Raw genomic sequence first — 18,832 nt, forward strand, 5'->3', positions numbered from 1 at the left:
ATCACAACACTATTCACCGCCCTTCTTGAATCTACGTCCGCAGGTTGGAATCGGATCGAGGGCTCTTCCTGTTGGGTTACGCTGCGCTAACCAAATTTACGCTCACGAGTTCGGCATGGTGGCCTGCCATTTTTCGCCACATTTGATCGGCAAATTGACCCGAAGCCGCCACGAGATTCGTGATCTTCTGCGGTTTACTGGTAATCAGTCGGGGCGAGCTGCTTCGACAGAACACACATTCCGCCTGTGCAAGAAGGGCACGGGCACGTAAACAGCCAACCGGGAGATCACGAGATGAAGAAGATTGTAGCCCTGACCAGTATCGCCGTTGCCAGTACCGCTGCCGCCGAACCCGCCACCGACAATGAAATCACCACCGGCTTGAAGCAGGGAGCGGCATTTACCACATCAACCATTGTCGGTGCTGTGGCCGGCGGCCCGCTGGGGCTTTTCCTGGGTGCACTGGGCGGCGCCTATGTGGGAGAGCAAATCGAGAAGGCCGAGCAGGCCGAAATCACTGAACTGGAACTGGCGGAGCAGAAGATGCAAGTAGCGCAGTTACACACTCAACTGGCGAAGGCCGACGAGAAGGTGGGCGAGCTGTCCCAATTGGCCCTGGACAAGCTGGAGTTCCAGGTGCTGTTTCACACCGGGGCGGACCGGTTGACCGAACGAGCCGAGGGGCGTGTGCACGCCTTGGCGGATTTTCTGCAGAAACACCCGGACCTGACCGTGCGCCTGACCGGCTACGCCGACCCGCGCGGCACCGATGAGTACAACAATGTGCTTTCCGAGCACCGGGCCCGCGCGGTGGAAGATGCCCTGCAGGAGCTTGGAATCGAGGCCTACCGGATCCAGCGCCAGTCCTTCGGGGCCGACCGCTCCGTTGCCCCCAAGGGGGACTACGAAGCCTATGCCATGGAGCGCCGGGTGGATATCGAGCTGCTTAGCCCGACCCTGGCCGATAATCTGGTGCAGGCCCACTGACCTTTTCACTGCTGTCTCCTCAGCCCTTGCCCGGCATCCCCTGCCGGGCTTTTTTTGTGTCCGGCTTGCACAACCGGCAGACGGTCCATCGCCGGGGACTTATGATTATGGATGTGCTACTTTTCGAACCATGAAACGAGAAATTGCCATAGTGGAAGACGAAGAGGCACTGGCGGCCAATTATCGGGACGCCCTGAGCCGGCACGGTTATCAAGTGAAGCTCTACCGCAACCGGCCGGACGCTCTGGCCGCCTTCCAGACCAAATTGCCGGACCTCGCGATCATCGACGTTGGCCTGGCAGACGAAGTGGAAGGCGGCTTCGACCTGTGCCGGGAGCTTCGCTCCATGGCGCCGAACCTGCCCATCATGTTCCTAACGGCCCGCGACAGCGAGCTCGATGCGATCTCGGGCCTGCGCCTCGGAGCGGATGACTATCTGACCAAGGACATCAGCCAGCCCCATATGCTGGCCCGCATTGTGGCCCTGTTTCGGCGGATAGACGCTCTGCGGCAGCCGAGCCGGGAAGATGAGGAGATCCAGCGCGGGCCCTTGCGCATCAATCTGGACCGCATGCTGGTTCAGTGGCTGGAGCAGCCTGTGGAACTGACCGTCACCGAGTTCTGGATCGTGCATGCGCTGGCCCGCCGCCCGGGGCATGTGAAGAACCGGCAGCAGCTCATGGACGCGGCCAACGTCGTTCTGGACGACAATTCCATCACCTCTCACATCAAGCGGATCCGCAAGAAGTTCCAGCAGATCGACCCGGGCTTTGACGCCCTGCAGACCGCCTACGGCATGGGCTATCGCTGGTCGAGCAGCGCCTGACGGCCCCATGAACCTGCGCCGCCAACTTCTGGTCGTGAGCCTCTTTCTGCTGAGTCTGCCCTGGGCGGGCTGCCAGTACGTGCAGCAGATGGAAAAGGCGCTGCGCGACGGGCAGGCCAAGGCTCTTCAGGCAACCGCCCGCGCGGTGGCCGCGCGCATGGAGAGCGAAGCCGCTCTGATTACAGCACCCGAGCATCCTGCGGTTTTCGGTTGGGCGCAACAAAGTTATCTGCACCCCTTGCGCAGTGCGGCGGCGGTGGACGGCTACGACGCGGAGTGGGAATCACTGGGGGTCGAGCCCCGCACATTTACCGGCCCCCGCAACCCTGACTTCAGCCTGAGGACTTACTCGGGCTGGTACGGGGAGGACATTTATCTGTTCTTCCGGGTGATGGACCCGAGCCACGACCACCACAACCCCCAGCAACCGGCGATGGCCAGCGGCGATCACCTGGTGCTGCGCACCTTCCCCGGCGATTATGTAGCCCGTGAATTCGTATTTCGCTCCGGCGGCAATGGTACGGTGACCGCCCGCTACCTGAATGAAACGGGGCACATCCGTCAGGAACACAGGATCCGGGGTGAATGGCGGGAAACAACCGAGGGCTACCAGATAGAACTGCGGGTGCCGCTCCGCCTGGCAGCGGAAGGTTTTGACTATTACTTCGTGGATGCCTCCGCTGAGGACGAGCAAGATGAGCGCCTCGGCAATTCAAACCCAATGGAATACCCCGCTCCCTGGGTCCGACCTTCGGAGACTCTGGCGCTGATTCTTGCCGCCTACGCCGAAGAAGGCAGCCGCATCTCAGTGATCGACGAGCGCCAGTGGTTGCTCGCCCGGGCCGGTTCACTGACCGGAACGGACGAAGGCAGCAGCGGCCGGGCAGCCAACCCCCTGATGGCCTGGCTGTACCGGGCGGCCATCGGGCCCGGGGAGTTTCCGGTCCTGCCGGACGCCCGCGCCAGCGGCCGCATGCGGACCGCGGAAATAACCCGGGCGCTGCGGGGCGACACTGGCCTGGCCTGGTACCAGAACGGCCGCCAGCGGGTCGGCCGGGTCGCCGTGCCGATCCACTCCGAGGAGCGCGTCATCGGCGCCGTGACGGTGGAGCAGAGCACGGACTCGCTGCTGGCGGAAACCAACGCCGCCTTCGGCAATCTGTTCTTCTACACCTTCATGGCCACGGGAATAACCGGTTTCGGCCTGCTGGCCTACGCGAGCTGGTTGTCATTCCGGATTCGGCGGCTGAAGCGGGCAGCCGATTCCGCGGTGGGCGATGATGGGCACATTCACCCGGAACTGCTGCGTTCGAAGGCCGGCGACGAAATCGGCGACCTGACCCGCAGCTATGGGCGCCTGCTCGGGCGCCTGCGGGACTACACCGATTACCTGCGAACCCTTTCCAGCAAACTCTCCCACGAGTTGCGCACGCCGCTGGCGGTGATGAGCTCCTCGCTGGAGAATCTCAACCATGAAGACCTGGAGCCGGGCGCCAGAACCTACGTTCAGCGCGCGCGGGATGCCTCCCAGCGCCTCGCGGGCATTCTCAACGCCATGAGTTCCGCCAGCAGGATGGAGGAGAGTATTCAGCAGGCCCAGCGGGAGCCGTTTCCGCTCGACGAACTGTTGCGCGAGCTGATCAATGCTTATCGGGGCAGTTACCCCAACGCGCAACTGGACCTTGAGATCGCCGCCAGCGAGCAGGGCTACTCACTACTGGGCGCGCCGGACCTGATCGTGCAGATGCTGGACAAACTGGTGGACAACGCCGTGGACTTCTGCCCGCCCGACGGGCGGATTACCGTCTCGCTCGGCCGCGAGAGGAACAAGGTTCAGTTGAGCGTCAGTAACACCGGTCCGCCCCTGCCCGACCACATGCAGGATCAGCTCTTTGACAGTCTGGTCTCGGTACGCAAAGCCACGCAACGCGGCGATGGGGGAAACCACCTGGGCCTGGGGCTCTATATCGTACGGCTGATCGCGGAGTTCCACGGTGGCACCGTGTCAGCGCGCAACCTGACCGATCATCGAGGGGTGTGCTTCACGGTAACTCTTCCCGCTTAGCCAGGTTTCCGGCGGCGAACGCAAAAAGCCCTGCCGGAGCACTCCAGCAGGGCTTTTCGGGATGTTCTGAACGACGGGCTGTTAAGCAGCCAGACCCTTGATCTGACTGTTCAGGCGGCTCTTGTGACGAGCGGCCTTGTTCTTGTGGATGATGCCCTTGTCCGCCATGCGATCAATGACCGGCACGGCCTGCGCGTAAGCGGTTTTCGCTGCTTCCAGGTCCTTGGCATCAATGGCGGCAACCACCTTCTTGATGTAGGTACGAACCATGGAGCGCAGGCTGGCGTTATGCTTGCGGGCCTTCAGGTTCTGGCGAGCGCGCTTACGGGATTGGGGAAAGTTAGCCACTGAGTGCTCCTGATACGAATTGGGGTCTAGGATAAATTGAGGCGCGACATTATGCCGGTTTCCACACAGGAGTCAACAGACTCTGGGTGCGGAACCCCGTTGCGCTCAGGTAAGGACCAGATTGTCCCGGTGGATGAGCTCTTCGTCATCGCGATAGCCGAGGAGCGATTCGATGAGCTCGCTGGAGTGGCCGATGATCCTGCGCGCTTCCTCACTGTTGTAATTGACCAGGCCCCGGGCGATCTCGCGCCCGCTCGGGTCTTCACAGATCACCATGTCGCCGCGGGTAAAGTTGCCAGTGACCGCCTTGACCCCAACCGGTAGCAAACTGCGCCCCTGTTGCTGCAGAACGCGCACGGCCCCCGCGTCCAGTCGAATGCGCCCCCGGGCCTGCAACTGGCCTGCCAGCCAGCGCTTGCGGGCGGCCTGGGGTTGCTGGTCCGTGGTCAGATGGGTGCCGAGGGATTCCCGTCGGGCAAGACGGGTGAGGACGGAATCGATGCGGCCGCCGACGATGACCGTATCGGCCCCCGAACGCGCCGCCAGACGCGCCGCCCGCACCTTGGTGATCATGCCGCCGCGGCCCAGCTCGCCGCCGCCGGAAGCCATCTCGGTCAGGCGCGGGTCGTCCACCGCCGCCTCCCGGATGAGCTGCGCGTCCGGGTTGCCGCGGGGATCCCGGTCGTACATCCCATCCTGGTCCGTAAGAATGACAAGCGTTTCCGCATCCACCAGATTGGCAATCAGCGCCGCCAGGGTGTCGTTATCGCCGAAGCGGATTTCATCGGTCACCACCGTGTCGTTTTCATTCACTACCGCTACAACGCCGAGGTTCAGCAGGGTCAGCAGGGTCGAGCGGGCGTTCAGGTAGCGCTGGCGGTTGGAAAGATCATCGTGGTCCACCAGCACCTGGGCAGTATGGCGGCCGTAGCGGGCAAAGGCCTGTTCGTAAGTCTGCACCAGCCCCATCTGACCCACCGCGGCGGCCGCCTGCAACTCGTGAATTGCGTTGGGGCGCCGGGACCAGCCCAGCCGGCTCATGCCGGCGGCGACCGCACCGGAGGAGACCAGCACAAACTCCACCCCCAATGTGTCCAGTTGCGCCATCTGGTCCACCCAGGCGGTGATGGCATCCGCGTCCAGGCGCTGGCCATTGTTGGTGAGCAGCGCGCTGCCGATCTTGATGACCCAGCGCCGCTTCGGGTTGTTAACTGATGTTGTATCCACTCTTCTCGTGTTCCAAACCTGGCGCCTGCCTCCAGCGACGGCGCCCATAGAGCGTTTCGAAGGGCTCGGTAGGCAGCCAACAGGCGCTTCTTTGACGGCCTGCCAGGAGGGCTTTCTCAACAGGCTGCTAGTTCTTCAATAGGGGACTAGGGGTGATAGACGACCTCCACGTCATCGTCATCGTCATCGTCGTCCTGCTCCCGCCGGGCCCTGCGCTCCTGGCGGCGCTTCTCCTGCAGGGCCTCGATTCGATCGCGGGCCTCCTGCTGCATGCGCGTCTGGCTTTGCTCTTCGGCGGCAGCCACGTCCGGGTCTTCGGCCTCGTTTTGCCAGCGCTCCTCCAGCCAGTCCAGGATTGTACCGCTGAGCGCAGCGGTACCGGTCTTGTTAATGGCCGCGAGACGGAAAACCGGCCCCTGCCAATCCAGGCGGCGGACGATGTCCTCACACCGGGCGTCCACCTCGTCCTCCGGGAGCAGATCAATTTTGTTGAGTAGCAACCACTGCTGGCGAGCGGCCAGGGTGGGGCTGAAGTTTTCCAACTCGTGCTGAATGGAACGCACGTTCTCCACCGGGTCGGAGCCGTCGAATGGGGCCGTGTCCACCAGGTGCAACAGCAGACGGCAGCGGGTCAGGTGCTTGAGAAAGCGAATGCCCAGACCGGCGCCTTCCGCCGCACCGCTGATCAGGCCGGGGATGTCGGCCACCACAAAACTCCGATGCTTCTGCACCTGCACCACCCCGAGGTTGGGGACCAGTGTGGTGAAAGGGTAATCGGCCACCTTGGGCCGTGCAGCGGACACGGCGCGGATAAAGGTGGACTTCCCCGCATTGGGCAGGCCCAGCAAGCCTACATCCGCCAATACCTTCAGTTCCAGCTTCAGATTGCGACTCTCACCGTCGGAACCGGGAGAAGTCTGGCGGGGCGCACGGTTCACGCTGGATTTGAATCGCGTGTTGCCGAGCCCATGGAACCCGCCCTGGGCCACCAGGAGGCGCTGCCCGGGCTCGGTCAGGTCACCGAGGATGTCCTCCGAGTCGATATCGATGGCGGTGGTACCGACAGGTACTTTCAGCACCAGATCCGCCCCCTTGGCGCCGGTGCGCTGGCCACCCTCACCCGATTTTCCACTTTCCGCCCGGTAGTTGGGCTGGAAGCGGAAATCCACCAGCGTATTGATGCTGTCGTCTGCCTCCAGGTAGACGCTGCCACCGTCGCCGCCGTCGCCGCCGTCGGGCCCGCCCTTGGGGATGTATTTCTCCCGGCGAAAGCTCAGGCAGCCATTGCCGCCACGGCCCGCGTGTACCGAGATTGTCGCTTCGTCGACGAATTTCATGGGCTACCCAGGTCTGGGGCCCGGCTTTTGGCCGGGCCAGAACGCAGAAAGCCCCATCTCGCGAGACGGGGCTTTCTCATATTACAGGTTTGTGCCACCGCAAAGGTCGCGGCCGCCGCCAAACCTCTCTCAGGCGGGAACGATGCTCACAAACTTGCGGTTGTTCGGGCCTTTGACTTCGAACTTCACCGCACCGCCTGCTTTCGCAAAGAGGGTGTGATCCTTGCCGATGCCAACGTTCACGCCAGGGTGGAAACGAGTGCCCCGCTGACGAACAATGATATTGCCAGCCGCTACCTGCTCGCCGCCGAAGCGCTTGACGCCCAGGCGTTTGCTTTCCGAGTCGCGACCGTTGCGGGTACTACCGCCTGCTTTCTTGTGAGCCATGAGTTGCTCCTGATCTGTTCTCTAACTGAATTCGGGGTTTTAGGCTTTGATGCCGGTGATTTTCACTTCCGTGTACCACTGACGGTGGCCCTGGCGCTTCATGGAGTGCTTGCGCCGACGGAATTTGATGATTTTCACCTTGTCGTGACGACCGTTTCCGATGACTTCCGCAGTCACCTTGGCGCCGTCCACAACCGGGGCGCCGATCTTGACGTCGTCCCCGTTGGCCACCAGCAGCACGCGGTCGAATTCGACGGCGCCACCGGCTTCTACATTCTTGATCTTTTCCAGTTTCAGGGTTTCGCCTTCGCTGACCCGGTGCTGTTTGCCACCGGCTTCAATAATTGCGTACATGCTGTGCTCCAATGTGAATCGGACGCCACTGAGCGGCTCGGCCCCGGGCTCTTGCCCGCTGGCGCGGCTCTTGGGGGCTCGCGGCGCTTGGGGTTAATTCAGGTCAACCGGATCGGCTGATTCAGGGGCGGCGATTGTACGGGAAACCACCAGGTGCCGCAAGCGCCGCGCCGCAACGGACCGTGGCCGCCGCCGAGAGCCCGGGAGCGCTGACTCACTGTGCACTTCATGCGGGCCGCCCTGGTCAGGCCGGGGCACGCCCCAGGCGCCGCGGGCTCTGCCTTGACAGCCCGGGGCCCCCTCCTTAGCATTCAGGCTTTCATCCGCCTTAGAATCTCCCTCCATGCTGTCATTCTACGAACCCGTGCAGAGCGACTTCAACGCAGTCGATCAGCTCATCATTGAACAACTGCACTCGGACGTAGGTCTGGTGGAGAATATCGGTCATTATCTGGTGGAAGCAGGAGGCAAACGGCTGCGTCCACTGCTGGCGCTACTCGCCAGCGGAGCACTGGAATACGAGGGAACGGACCATCTCAAGCTGGCGGCAATCATCGAGTTCATCCACACGGCCACCCTGCTCCATGACGACGTGGTCGACGTGTCCGAGCTGCGGCGGGGCCGCCTGACCGCCAATGCGAAATGGGGCAACGCCCCCAGCGTGCTGGTCGGCGACTTCCTTTATTCGCGCGCTTTTCAGTTGATGGTAGGCATCGGCAATATGGAGGTCATGAACATCCTGGCCGATACCACCAACATCATTTCCGAGGGCGAAGTCCAGCAACTGGTCAATGCCAGGAATCCCGACCTGGGCGAAGCGGCGTACTTCGACGTCATCTATAAAAAGACGGCCATCCTGTTTGCCTCGGCGGCAGAAACCGCCGCCGTCCTCGCCGGGGGAACCCCAGGCCAGCGCAAGGCCCTCCGGAACTACGGTTACCACCTGGGTATGGCGTTTCAGTTGATGGACGACCTGCTCGATTACAGCGGCGACAGCAAGAGCCTGGGCAAGAACGTGGGCGATGATCTGGCCGAAGGCAAGCCCACTCTGCCGCTGATCGTCGCGATGCAGAACGCTCCTGAGGCGGAGGCGAAAATTGTCGCCGATGCTCTGCGCGATGGCTCTGCCGAACAACTGGATGCCATCGTTCGCATCGTGAGGGACAACGGTGGCCTTGATTACACCAGCGACCGCGCGCGCCAACACGTGGGGAACGCGAGCCTCGAACTGGATGTCATGACAGACTCGGTCCATTTGAAGGCCATGCGGGATCTCGCGGAGTTTGCGATCGATCGCAGCTTCTGATCGCGGGCAGGCGTCAGGCGGGTAAGGACCACCCGAACCGTTCCAGATTCGTCATCAGCAATGGAAAATGGAAGGCCTCAGTATGACTTATCCCGGCAGCCCCGCCAGTCTGGTCGACCGCTATTCCCATTGGTCTGATCTTCAGGGCGAGCAAGCGATTCTTCTAGCGCAAACGCTCAACCACCTTTTCGCTCAGGACCCGGACCGCGCGCAGAACTTCACTCTGTCGGCGTGCGGCCTGACCCTGGACTACTCGAAGAACCACCTGAACACCAGGACCTTGGACCTTCTGCTGCGCACGGCCCGGGAGGCAGCCCTTCCGGCGGCGATCGAGGCCATGTTCAGCGGGGAACGCATCAACACCACGGAGGACCGAAGCGCCCTGCACGTTGCATTGCGCTCGCCCAATGCGGAGAGCGAAGAAGAGCGAGCGGTTCATCAGACTCTCACCAAAGTCACCCGATTCGTGGACAAGGTCCACAGGGGCAAATGGCTCGGTTTCACGGGCCATGCCATTACCGATGTGGTCAACATCGGTATCGGCGGCTCGGACCTGGGGCCGCGCATGGTCACCGAAGCACTGCAGCCCTATCACCAGCCCAACATCGAAGTGCACTTTGTTTCGAATGTAGACGGGGCGGACCTCAGTGGGACCCTGGCGCAACTGAAACCGGAAACCACGCTCTTTATCGTCGCCTCCAAATCCTTTTCTACGCTGGAAACACTGGAGAACGCCAGAAGCGCCCGCCAGTGGGTGCTGGACGGCGGATGCAGTGACCATGAGATTCGCTGCCATTTCGTCGCCATCACCTCGAAGGTGGACAAAGCGGTTGCGTTCGGGATCGATGAGGAAAATCTTTTCCCCATGTGGGACTGGGTCGGTGGTCGGTATTCACTCTGGTCCGCCATCGGTCTGCCCATTGCGCTTGCCATCGGCGCGGAGCGATTCAAGGAGCTACTCGCCGGCGCCCACAGCATGGACGAGCATTTTCGCTCGGCAGAGTTGTTGCGCAATATGCCGGTCATCCAGGCGCTCACCGCCTTTTGGTACAACCAGTTCTGGGATGCCCACAGCCAGGTGGTCCTGCCCTATAACGCGTTGCTGCGTTTGTTTCCAGGCTTCCTCCAGCAGCTGGACATGGAGAGTCTCGGCAAGGGTGTGGACCGGGAGGGCAGGCCCGTCGGTTACCCGACGGGGCTGGTGATCTGGGGCAGCGAAGGCACCAATGGACAACACTCGTTTCATCAGCTGTTGCACCAGGGCACCCGGTTGATCCCCGCGGACTTTATCGTCGCTCGCCGCGCGAGCCACCCGCTGAAGCATCACCAGGAGCACCTGGTCGCCAGTTGTCTCAGTCAGAGCCAGGCTCTGATGGCCGGGAAGAGTTACGAACAGGCTCGCGCAGAGCTGATCGCGGCCGGCTCACCCGAGCCGGAAGCCGCCCGACTCGCGCACCACAAAGCGATCCCTGGGAATCGGCCCAGCAACACCCTCTTCATGGAGGAGCTCAACCCCCAGACGCTCGGCGCCCTGATCGCATTGTACGAACACAAAGTCTTCGTTCTGAGCGTGTTGCTGAACATCAACGCCTTCGACCAATGGGGCGTGGAACTCGGTAAACAGCTCAGCGCCCCAATCTACGAGGCCTTGACCGATCCGAACCACCGCGAGAGCTTCGACAGTTCCACCCAGCAACTCATCGACCTGTTTCGCGGCAGATAACCGTTTCAGGCGGCCGCCATGCCGGGCACAGCTCGGGGGCGGGGCAGTCGTCAGAGGCTATCGAGAAATCCGATCAGCTCATCCCGCTTTTGCTCCATCAAACCAATGTCTCCCCGCGATTCCACGTTAAGGCGCACGACCGGTTCCGTATTGGACTTGCGCAGATTGAAGCGCCAATCGTCGAAAGCCACGCTGAGCCCGTCCACATGTTCGATGGCAATAGCGTTCGGGCCGTAATGCTCTTCGGCTTTCTTCAGGGCCAGATCCGGCTCTTCGATGGTGCGATTGATCTCACCACTGCAGGGAAATGCTGCGATGCATTCGCTCACCAGAGTCGATAGCCCCTTGCCCTTCCGGCTGATGAGCTCACTGACCAGCAGCCAGGGAATCATGCCGCTGTCGCAGTAGGCGAAATCCCGGAAATAATGATGGGCGCTCATCTCGCCGCCGTAAATGGCATCCTCCTTGCGCATGCGCTCCTTGATGAAGGCATGTCCGGTTTTACTCTGGATCGCCTCACCGCCAAACTGCCGGGCGATGGCCTGGGTGTTCCAGATCAGACGGGGATCGTGAACGATCTTGGAGCCCGGCGCCTTGAGCAAAAAGGCCTCTGCCAGAAGACCAACAAGATAGTAGCCCTCGATGAAGCTGCCGTTTTCGTCGAAGAAGAAACACCGGTCGAAATCGCCGTCCCACGCCACACCAAAATCCGCGCCGTGTTCCTTGACCGCTTCGATTGTGGAGGCGCGGTTTTCGGGCAGCAGCGGATTGGGAATTCCGTTGGGAAAAGTCCCGTCCGGTTCGTGGTGGACGCGTATGAATTCGAACGGCAGGTGCGGAGCCAGCGCGTCGATGGTTGCCCCGGCGCCGCCATTGCCGGCATTGACAACGATCTTCAGGGGACGGAGCTCACCCTTCTCAACGTAACTCAACAGATGCTCGACGTATCGCGATCGATTGTCGACCTGTGTGACCGTGCCTTTTTCGCCAGGCTCGGCAAAGTCCGCGGCTTCCGCCATCTTCTTGATATCGAGCAGGCCGGTATCGCCGCTGATGGGCCGGGAACCTTCCCGCACCAGCTTCATGCCATTGTAATCGATAGGATTGTGGCTTGCGGTCACGCAGATGCCACCATCCACACCCCGGTCAAAGGTGGCAAAGTAGATTTCCTCCGTGCCGCATTGACCGATGTGCATCACGTCGGCACCGGCGTCGGTAATGCCATCCACCAGCGCGTCCGTCAGCTCCGGACTGCTGAGCCGAATGTCGTGGCCAACCACCACGGTTTTCGCTTGCAGATACTCCGCAAAAGCACGGCCGATCCGATACGCGATGTCCTGATTCAATTCGTCGGGCACGCGGCCGCGAATATCGTATGCTTTGAAACAGCTCAGGGTTTGAGGCATGACGGTTCCTTGTCTCTACTCTTGATAAAGGTTTTCGTAAACGAAGTTGGTCGCTTCAACGAAGCCTGACACGCTGCCGCAGTCGAAACGTCGACCCTTGAATTTGTAAGCCATGACGCACCCGGTTTCTGCCTGCTTGAGCAGAGCGTCGGTAAGCTGCAGTTCGCCATTTTTTCCGGGCGGGGTATCTTCAATCACGTCAAAGATATCCGGGGTAAGAATATACCGGCCAATGATTGCAAGATTGGAAGGTGCGTCTTCAGCGGACGGCTTTTCCACCATGTCCTTCACCTGATAAAGATCATCCTTTATTTTCTCGCCGGCAATCACCCCGAATTTGTGAATCTGCTCCATGGGGATTTCCTGAATAGCAACAATGCTGCAGCGAAATTGCTTGTAGAGCTTGACCATTTGGGCCAGAACACCCTCACCTTCGGTCACGCAGAGGTCATCGGACAGGATCACACCGAAGGGTTCGTCTCCTATCAAGCGCTTGCCGTTCAGAATCGCATCACCCAGGCCCTTCATTTCCTTCTGCCGGGTCATGGAAAACGAGGCCGTATCCATCACGTTGCGAATGCTTTCAAGGTAGCGCTCTTTGTCAGTGCCTGCGATCTGATGCTCCAGTTCGTAGCTGACGTCGAAGTGGTCGGCGATGGCGCGCTTCCCCCGCCCGGTCACCAGTCCGATCTCTGTCAGTCCGGCTTCAATGGCCTCTTCAACCCCGTACTGAACCAGCGGCTTGTTGACAATCGGCAGCATCTCCTTGGGCATGGCTTTGGTGGCGGGCAAAAATCGCGTGCCGTAACCGGCCACTGGAAACAAACATTTTTTGATCATTGCTTATGTCCTTGAGTCTGTTCAATCCAACGAGGGTTTCTTTGACGCAGGCGCCCGCGCCCGGGAATCTCCACAAACGGCTGAGACTTTTCCATAGCCGCTTCGTTCAGCTGCCAATAAAAGACCGCCCAGCGACCAAAAGGCGCTGGGCTGGGATCCCGTGCGGAGGGCAGATGGTGCGGAGTGGGCCGGGCGCGGAAAGCGGAGCCGCCCGCCGAGATGGACGACGGGGAAAGCACGCCATTAAAAACAACGTTCTGGTTCATCTTCTTCAAGGCATTGCTTTCATCCGCTTCCAGCAGAAAGCACTTACCATACCATAATTCTCCGGAACCCCGCCCACCAGTCCACAGTTCGACGCGCGGGTGCTAGACAAGCGGCGGTGAGCCGGTAGAATGGCCTGCTTCGTGCGCCGGAGAACAATGACCGGCAAGTCATATACAGTCAGGTTTTATGTCAGAATTCGAACGAAAGAGCAGCTACGGCTTCGAGGAGCTTATCGAGTGTGGTTACGGGCGTATGTTTGGTCCCGGCAACGCACAACTTCCCATTCCCAACATGCTGATGCTGGACCGGGTTACTCACATCAGTGACAAGGGGGGCGAGTACGGCAAGGGAGAGATCATTGCTGAGCTCGACATCCACCCGGAACTCTGGTTCTTTCAGTGCCACTTCCCTTCCGATCCCGTCATGCCCGGATGCCTTGGCCTGGATGCCATGTGGCAACTGGTGGGCTTCTTCCTGGCCTGGAAGGGCAATCTTGGCCGCGGCCGCGCTCTGGGCGCCGGTGAAGTGAAGTTCACCGGGCAGATTCTACCCAGCGCCAAAAAAGTCACTTACCATATCCACCTGAAGCGGGTGATCGAGCGAAAGCTTGTTATGGGTATCGCCGATGGCCGCGTTTCCGTCGACGGGAAGGAAATATATTTTGCCAAGGACCTTCGGGTTGGCCTCTTCCAGAATGCTGAATTATTCTGATCCAGTATGAGTCCCATCAGCATTGAGCGAACGATCGGTGGCCCGGCCGGGTTCCGGCCGATCTTCAACTCCCAACTCTCGCAGTCACGAGGAACGCTATGAGACGCGTAGTAGTCACCGGCCTGGGCATCGTCTCCTGCCTGGGCAATGACAAGCTTGCTGTTCTGGATGCCTTGAAACGTGGAGCTTCCGGCATCCGATTCAAACAGGAATACCAGGACTTTGGTTTCCGAAGCCAGGTCGCCGGCAGCGTGGAGATCGACCTCCAGGAACATATCGACCGCAAGACCCTGCGCTTTATGGCCGACGCCGCCGGATTTGCCTATATCTCCATGGCGCAGGCCATTGCAGATGCGGGCCTCGGCGACACCGAAGTAAGCAATGAGCGAACAGGCATCATCATGGGGTCCGGCGGGGCATCGGCGCTGAGCAATGTCGAAGCCACGGACATCCTTCGCGAGCGCGGCATCAAGCGAATCGGTCCGTATCGGGTTACCCAAACCATGGGCAGCACCACCTCCGCCTGCCTGGCCACGCCCTTCAAGATCAAGGGCGTGAACTACTCCATCTCCTCCGCCTGTTCCACCAGTGCGCACTGCATCGGCAATGCCATGGAGCTGATCCAGATGGGCAAACAGGACGTGGTGTTTGCCGGCGGCGCCGAAGAAGAACACTGGACCTCCAGCTGCCTGTTCGACGCCATGGGCGCACTGTCCACCAAGTACAACGAAACACCGGAGAAAGCATCGCGCGCCTACGACCGGGACCGGGATGGGTTTGTGATCGCCGGTGGCGGCGGCTGTGTGGTCCTCGAAGAGCTGGAACACGCCAAGGCACGCGGCGCGAAAATCTACGCAGAGCTTACCGGCTACGGTGCCACTTCCGATGGCTACGACATGGTGGCACCCTCAGGGGAAGGCGCCGTGCGGTGTATGAAGCAGGCCATGAGCACGGCCCGCTCGAACATCGATTACATTAACACCCATGGCACCAGCACCCCGGTCGGTGACACGAAGGAGCTCCAGGCGATCCGGGAGGTGTTTACAGAGCAGGTACCACACATCAGCTCCACCAAATCCCTTACCGGCCACTCACTGGGAGCTGCCGGTGTGCAGGAGGCCATCTACAGCCTGGTCATGATGGAAAATGACTTCATGGCGGCCTCGGCCAACATCGAAAACCTGGACGACGCGGCGGACGGCCTGCCGATTCTGCGCGAACGGGTCGACAACGCGGGGCTGAATGCAATCCTGTCGAACAGCTTCGGCTTCGGCGGCACCAACGCCTGCCTGGTATTCGAACGCTACCGGGATTGACCGGCGGCTGGCTGGCCGGCACCACCGGCCAGCCGCTCACCGACTCCGACTCACCTCGCCAACCTTCCGGCCCTCTCAGGCCGAACGAGCTTGGTCCGCTTCGGCCTGGCGGTCGAGCCAGCGGCTGACCTGCGCTTTCAAGCCTTGCCGCCAGCTGCGGCCGTGTACGCCGAAATTGTTGCGGATGCGACGACTGTTCAGGCTCGCGCTGGCAGGCTCCTGGGGGATGGTTTCCCGATCCTTGTCATCCTCGGCTTGCACACTGCCAGGCACGTCTTGCAGCTCGGACAGTGTAGCGGCCACCTCCTGTCCGAATTCCCATTCGTTGCAGCTGTCAGCACTGCTGTAATGGAAATAACCCCAATTTTCCGCCCCGGATAACACCTGCCGAAGCACACCGCAAACCACACGCCGGGCATCGCTGTGCCAGGTCGGTGCTCCGCGTCGGTAGGGACTCAGAGTAACTGGGTCATCGCTGCACAGTCCGGTCAAAATGCGCGTGAACAGATTGTCACCATCGGCGTCGATCAGCCAGCTGAATCGCAATATCAGGTGCTTCTCCACCGCGCGTGCATACTTCTGTTCAAGCTCGGCGAGAAATTCACCGTAGGAATCCAGCGGCGCTGCAGGGTCGGCCTCGTCGTAAGCATTCTTGGTATCGCCACCAAAAACGTGGTAGTCGGAGAGGTAGAAGGGAATGCATCCGTACTGAGCGCAGCGAAAGGCCAGCATGTGATGGCGTTGCAGAAGCAGGTCCTGCCGGGCCAGATCGCCACCGCGCAGAACGGGGTCTTCCACATCAACGCCTGTGAGCAGGACCGCTGGAGGGTGGCTGGCAAACAGCGCGTCAACCGCCGATGGTTCATCCCAGTTGATTTCGTTCTCCTGCACAAAATCGACTGTTGTGTTTCCCGCTTCGAGCTCCTCGGCAATGGCGGCAACGAGCCCGTTTGCCGGGCCTGTTACGAGTACTCGTTTGTTTGCAAATGCCACCATAGATCAACCACAAACCTTCTTCATCAGCGCGGAGGGTTCACACCCGCGCGTGCTGAACTGTTCGAAAACCGGAAGAAAACAATAGCATATCGACCTGGAGCGCAGTACAGGTTTGTCCTGCAGGGAAGCTCCAGATCACAATCACGACCAAGGGATAAGAAAGGCAAGATCACCCAATCGCTACTGTGCGAAACGGCTGTTCTTCGAAAACTGGGGGCGAAGAAACTCCATCTGATCGTAGCGGATCCGCTTACTGTTGATCAGCGCCAGGTACTCCGCATAGTTCGGGCGGTAGGGTAAGGCAATGAGCTCCATGGGTATTTCGCTGGGCAGGCGGTCGCCCTTGGACTGGTTGCACCGCCGGCAGGCCGTGACCACATTTTCCCAGCGGTCCTGCCCGCCCCGGCTTTTGGGTACTACATGATCCCGGGACAGCGCCGCAAACGGAAAGGCCTTTCCACAGTACAGGCACTGGTAGTCGTCCCGCGCAAAAAGGGCTTCATTGGTGAGCAGAGGGTTGGTACGAAGTCTGGGGATCCGGCGCCCGCCGCAGGCAATGATGGCGGGAAGCTGAATGGATGATTGCAGCCCGGTGTGGCGGCAGTAACCGCCGCGCACTTCACGAGCCACCCCACCGAGGGACCAGGCCACCATTTGCCGGGCGTGCAGACAGACCGCCTCTTTCCAGTGCAGCCATTCCACCGGCTGCCCGGCGATGTTCAGTCGCAGAATTTGCGCTTCCACCCCTTGCACTCCAGTCGGGAACCCTTGTTTGAATCCGCCAATGGTCGAGATAATCGGCTCGCACACCCAGCGCATGAGGCAGCACTTGCATCTCACCTGACCCGGAGCCCTTTAACAACAGGACTTTAGCCAGGCCAATCACCGCCCCTCAGATCACCTTCCGGGAAATGTGGGCGCTGGAGTCGGTTTATATTTAAGCAAAGCGGTCAATTAGTCAACGCTCGATCCGGTCCGCTGGGCATGCGGAGCGAGAGTTTTCGCACAAGAGGGAGGTGTTCAGTCGACCAGGAGAGTGGTGGCAGGCATAAAAAAACGACCCCACCAGATCCTTGGCGGGGCGTTCAGTGCCGGATTTTGCAGATTCGGGGGCTCAAGTCCCTATGAGCAGTTGGCTCATTCCCTTCAGTTCCGTTGCCCGGCGTCCTTGCAGTTGCTTCCTTGAACGTGTGGCCATTATGGTCAGCCGCCGTTCAGCGGCCTAGTGGCAAATGTCGCTTTATCGTGTAGGAAATATCTCACACGCGGGGGCCGAGGTTTCCATCAGGGTGCCTGGAGAAAAAAAGCACCGCCGTCCTGGCGGTGCACAAGCACAGGATGATCCTTATCAAAGCCGCCGTCCTGGGGCCTCCTTTTTCGTCCGTGCAGTTGGCATTCTGCGGCCCGCGCAGCGGTCGTGGAACTGGTCACAGTCCTCAATCTCTGTAGGAAAAACGCGACCATATGTGTGCGATATGTCTTCAAGGAGGAGGCACGCCCCGGAATACAAGCGGAGTCACTTGCGGTAAAATGTCGGCACTTTGACGCGCCTCACGAGCGCGGCAAAGTGCCTGAACCCCCTGCAGCGAGGAGCCCATGCCCGCCAAGACCCAGCCAACATCCGTCGATTTTGAACAGGCCCTGAGCAAGCTGGAGGCGCTGGTCGGCAAGATGGAAGCCGGCGACCTCAGCCTCGAGCAGTCCCTGGAAGCATTCGAGGAGGGCGTCAAGCTCACTCGGGAGTGTCAGACGCAACTGGCTCAGGCCGAACAGCGCGTCAAGAAGCTGATGGAAGAGAATGGTCGCGTGACCACGGTGGACTTCCAGGAAGACGGAGCGGAATGACAAGCATTGACGAGTTCCTGAAACATTATCAGGAACGCAGCACTCGCATCCTTGAGCAACAACTGGAAAAGCTGAAGGCCGACAGCCCTTCGTCCTCCCTGTCTCAGGCCGTGCAATACAGCCTGGCGGGACGCGGAAAGCGCATTCGACCGGTTTTGGCTTACGCGAGCGCTGAGGCGGTCGGGGCGTTGTCTCCCGCGGTGGATGCGGCCGCTTGCGCGCTGGAGTGCATTCACGCCTACAGCCTGATTCATGACGACCTGCCCGCAATGGACGATGACGACATGCGGCGCGGTCGGCCAACATGCCACATCGCCTTCGGTGAGGCCACTGCCATTCTGGCGGGCGATGCGCTGCTTACGCTTGCCTTCGAAGTGCTTGCCGGTATCGACGGGCTGCAACCAGCCACGGTGTTGTCCATGGTGAGACATCTCGCCGCCGCCTCTGGCAGCAGCGGGATGGTGGGCGGTCAGGCTCTGGACCTGTCGGCCGTGGGCCGGCGCCTCGCCCTACCCGAGCTGGAAACGATCCATCGGTACAAAACTGGAGCGCTCATTCAGGCCAGTGTGGTGCTGGGAGCACTGGCCACCGAAACGGCCAGCCCGGCGCAACTGACCGCGCTGACCGAATACGCCGCCTGTGTCGGGCTTGCCTTTCAGGTTCAGGATGACATTCTGGACGTGACCGGGAGCACGGAGGTTACGGGGAAACAGCAAGGAGCGGATGCCCTGCGCCAGAAGCCCACTTATGTATCCCTGCTCGGGCTGGAGGAGGCCCGGAGCAAGGCGCGGCAGCTCCACGAGAGCGCCCTTCGGGCGCTCTCGGACTTCGATGATCAGGCAGAGCCTCTCCGGGCGCTCTCCGGGTTCATTGTGGCGCGGGCGAGTTGAG

General features: G+C 60.8%; 19 protein-coding genes. 9 read left to right on the forward strand and 10 right to left on the reverse strand.

What is annotated here, in order from left to right; all coding sequences use genetic code 11:
• Positions 1–294: 294 nt before the first annotated feature.
• The 3 genes from ACURWW_RS12740 to pdsS all read left to right on the forward strand — a co-directional run bounded on the left by ACURWW_RS12740 (position 295) and on the right by pdsS (position 3,878).
• Positions 295–987, forward strand: a complete 693-nt coding sequence (locus ACURWW_RS12740) for an OmpA family protein (protein WP_445617541.1) — start codon at positions 295–297, stop codon at positions 985–987.
• 130 nt (positions 988–1,117) lie between these two features.
• Positions 1,118–1,813 (forward strand): proteobacterial dedicated sortase system response regulator, encoded by a 696-nt coding sequence (pdsR, locus tag ACURWW_RS12745; protein ID WP_445617540.1) that lies wholly within the window; start codon positions 1,118–1,120, stop codon positions 1,811–1,813.
• 7 nt (positions 1,814–1,820) lie between these two features.
• Complete coding sequence (gene pdsS, locus ACURWW_RS12750; protein WP_445617539.1) at positions 1,821–3,878, forward strand: proteobacterial dedicated sortase system histidine kinase; 2,058 nt, start codon at positions 1,821–1,823, stop codon at positions 3,876–3,878.
• A gap of 81 nt (positions 3,879–3,959) precedes the next feature.
• On the opposite strand, the gene rpsT is transcribed toward pdsS, so the two are convergent.
• From rpsT to rplU, 5 genes are all read right to left on the reverse strand, one after another.
• Entirely contained in the window at positions 3,960–4,226 is a 267-nt protein-coding gene (gene rpsT, locus ACURWW_RS12755) for a 30S ribosomal protein S20 (protein ID WP_445617538.1), read from the reverse strand.
• 105 nt (positions 4,227–4,331) lie between these two features.
• Entirely contained in the window at positions 4,332–5,453 is a 1,122-nt protein-coding gene (proB, locus tag ACURWW_RS12760; protein ID WP_445617537.1) for a glutamate 5-kinase, read from the reverse strand.
• Between the two features lie 146 nt (positions 5,454–5,599).
• Positions 5,600–6,790 (reverse strand): Obg family GTPase CgtA, encoded by a 1,191-nt coding sequence (cgtA, locus tag ACURWW_RS12765; protein WP_445617536.1) that lies wholly within the window; start codon positions 6,788–6,790, stop codon positions 5,600–5,602.
• Positions 6,791–6,919: 129 nt separating this feature from the next.
• Positions 6,920–7,177 carry a 50S ribosomal protein L27 gene (gene rpmA, locus ACURWW_RS12770; RefSeq protein ID WP_445617535.1) on the reverse strand — a complete coding sequence of 86 codons (258 nt, stop codon included), beginning with the start codon at positions 7,175–7,177 and terminating at the stop codon, positions 6,920–6,922.
• Between the two features lie 39 nt (positions 7,178–7,216).
• A complete protein-coding gene (gene rplU / locus ACURWW_RS12775) occupies positions 7,217–7,531 on the reverse strand; it encodes a 50S ribosomal protein L21 (protein WP_445617534.1) in 315 nt (104 codons plus the stop codon).
• 343 nt (positions 7,532–7,874) lie between these two features.
• Here rplU and ACURWW_RS12780 point away from each other — a divergent pair, with 343 nt between their 5' ends.
• On the forward strand, positions 7,875–8,837 hold the full coding sequence (locus ACURWW_RS12780; RefSeq protein ID WP_445617533.1) for a polyprenyl synthetase family protein: 963 nt from the start codon (positions 7,875–7,877) through the stop codon (positions 8,835–8,837).
• A 67-nt stretch (positions 8,838–8,904) separates the two neighbouring features.
• Positions 8,905–10,560 carry a glucose-6-phosphate isomerase gene (gene pgi, locus ACURWW_RS12785; RefSeq protein ID WP_445617532.1) on the forward strand — a complete coding sequence of 552 codons (1,656 nt, stop codon included), beginning with the start codon at positions 8,905–8,907 and terminating at the stop codon, positions 10,558–10,560.
• A 50-nt stretch (positions 10,561–10,610) separates the two neighbouring features.
• On the opposite strand, the gene ACURWW_RS12790 is transcribed toward pgi, so the two are convergent.
• The 3 genes from ACURWW_RS12790 to ACURWW_RS12800 are packed head-to-tail and all read right to left on the reverse strand — an operon-like array spanning position 10,611 to position 13,081.
• Positions 10,611–11,966 carry a phosphomannomutase gene (locus ACURWW_RS12790; RefSeq protein WP_445617531.1) on the reverse strand — a complete coding sequence of 452 codons (1,356 nt, stop codon included), beginning with the start codon at positions 11,964–11,966 and terminating at the stop codon, positions 10,611–10,613.
• 15 nt (positions 11,967–11,981) lie between these two features.
• The gene (gene galU, locus ACURWW_RS12795) at positions 11,982–12,806 is read right to left on the reverse strand and encodes a UTP--glucose-1-phosphate uridylyltransferase GalU (RefSeq protein WP_445617530.1); all 825 of its coding nucleotides are present in this window, start codon (positions 12,804–12,806) and stop codon (positions 11,982–11,984) included.
• Positions 12,803–13,081 carry a hypothetical protein gene (locus ACURWW_RS12800; RefSeq protein ID WP_458618496.1) on the reverse strand — a complete coding sequence of 93 codons (279 nt, stop codon included), beginning with the start codon at positions 13,079–13,081 and terminating at the stop codon, positions 12,803–12,805. Before ACURWW_RS12800 ends, galU begins: the two co-directional genes overlap by 4 nt.
• Before the next feature lie 178 nt (positions 13,082–13,259).
• Between ACURWW_RS12800 and fabA the strand changes: the two genes are divergently transcribed.
• Both fabA and fabB read left to right on the forward strand, forming a co-directional pair.
• Positions 13,260–13,784, forward strand: coding sequence for a bifunctional 3-hydroxydecanoyl-ACP dehydratase/trans-2-decenoyl-ACP isomerase (fabA, locus tag ACURWW_RS12805; RefSeq protein ID WP_445617529.1), 525 nt, complete (start codon positions 13,260–13,262; stop codon positions 13,782–13,784).
• 98 nt (positions 13,785–13,882) lie between these two features.
• On the forward strand, positions 13,883–15,100 hold the full coding sequence (gene fabB, locus ACURWW_RS12810) for a beta-ketoacyl-ACP synthase I (protein ID WP_445617528.1): 1,218 nt from the start codon (positions 13,883–13,885) through the stop codon (positions 15,098–15,100).
• 75 nt (positions 15,101–15,175) lie between these two features.
• Here the strand turns inward: fabB and ACURWW_RS12815 are convergent, their stop codons facing one another.
• Both ACURWW_RS12815 and ACURWW_RS12820 read right to left on the reverse strand, forming a co-directional pair.
• Entirely contained in the window at positions 15,176–16,096 is a 921-nt protein-coding gene (locus ACURWW_RS12815; RefSeq protein WP_445617527.1) for a sugar nucleotide-binding protein, read from the reverse strand.
• A gap of 180 nt (positions 16,097–16,276) precedes the next feature.
• On the reverse strand, positions 16,277–16,840 hold the full coding sequence (locus tag ACURWW_RS12820) for an HNH endonuclease (RefSeq protein WP_445617526.1): 564 nt from the start codon (positions 16,838–16,840) through the stop codon (positions 16,277–16,279).
• An 852-nt stretch (positions 16,841–17,692) separates the two neighbouring features.
• On the opposite strand from ACURWW_RS12820, the gene ACURWW_RS12825 reads away from it, so the two are divergent.
• Positions 17,693–17,941 carry an exodeoxyribonuclease VII small subunit gene (locus tag ACURWW_RS12825; protein WP_445617525.1) on the forward strand — a complete coding sequence of 83 codons (249 nt, stop codon included), beginning with the start codon at positions 17,693–17,695 and terminating at the stop codon, positions 17,939–17,941.
• On the forward strand, positions 17,938–18,831 hold the full coding sequence (locus tag ACURWW_RS12830) for a polyprenyl synthetase family protein (protein ID WP_445617524.1): 894 nt from the start codon (positions 17,938–17,940) through the stop codon (positions 18,829–18,831). The genes ACURWW_RS12825 and ACURWW_RS12830 overlap by 4 nt, the downstream gene beginning before the upstream one ends.
• Position 18,832 lies beyond the last annotated feature (1 nt).

The sequence above is a fragment of the Gilvimarinus sp. F26214L genome, from assembly GCF_054401055.1.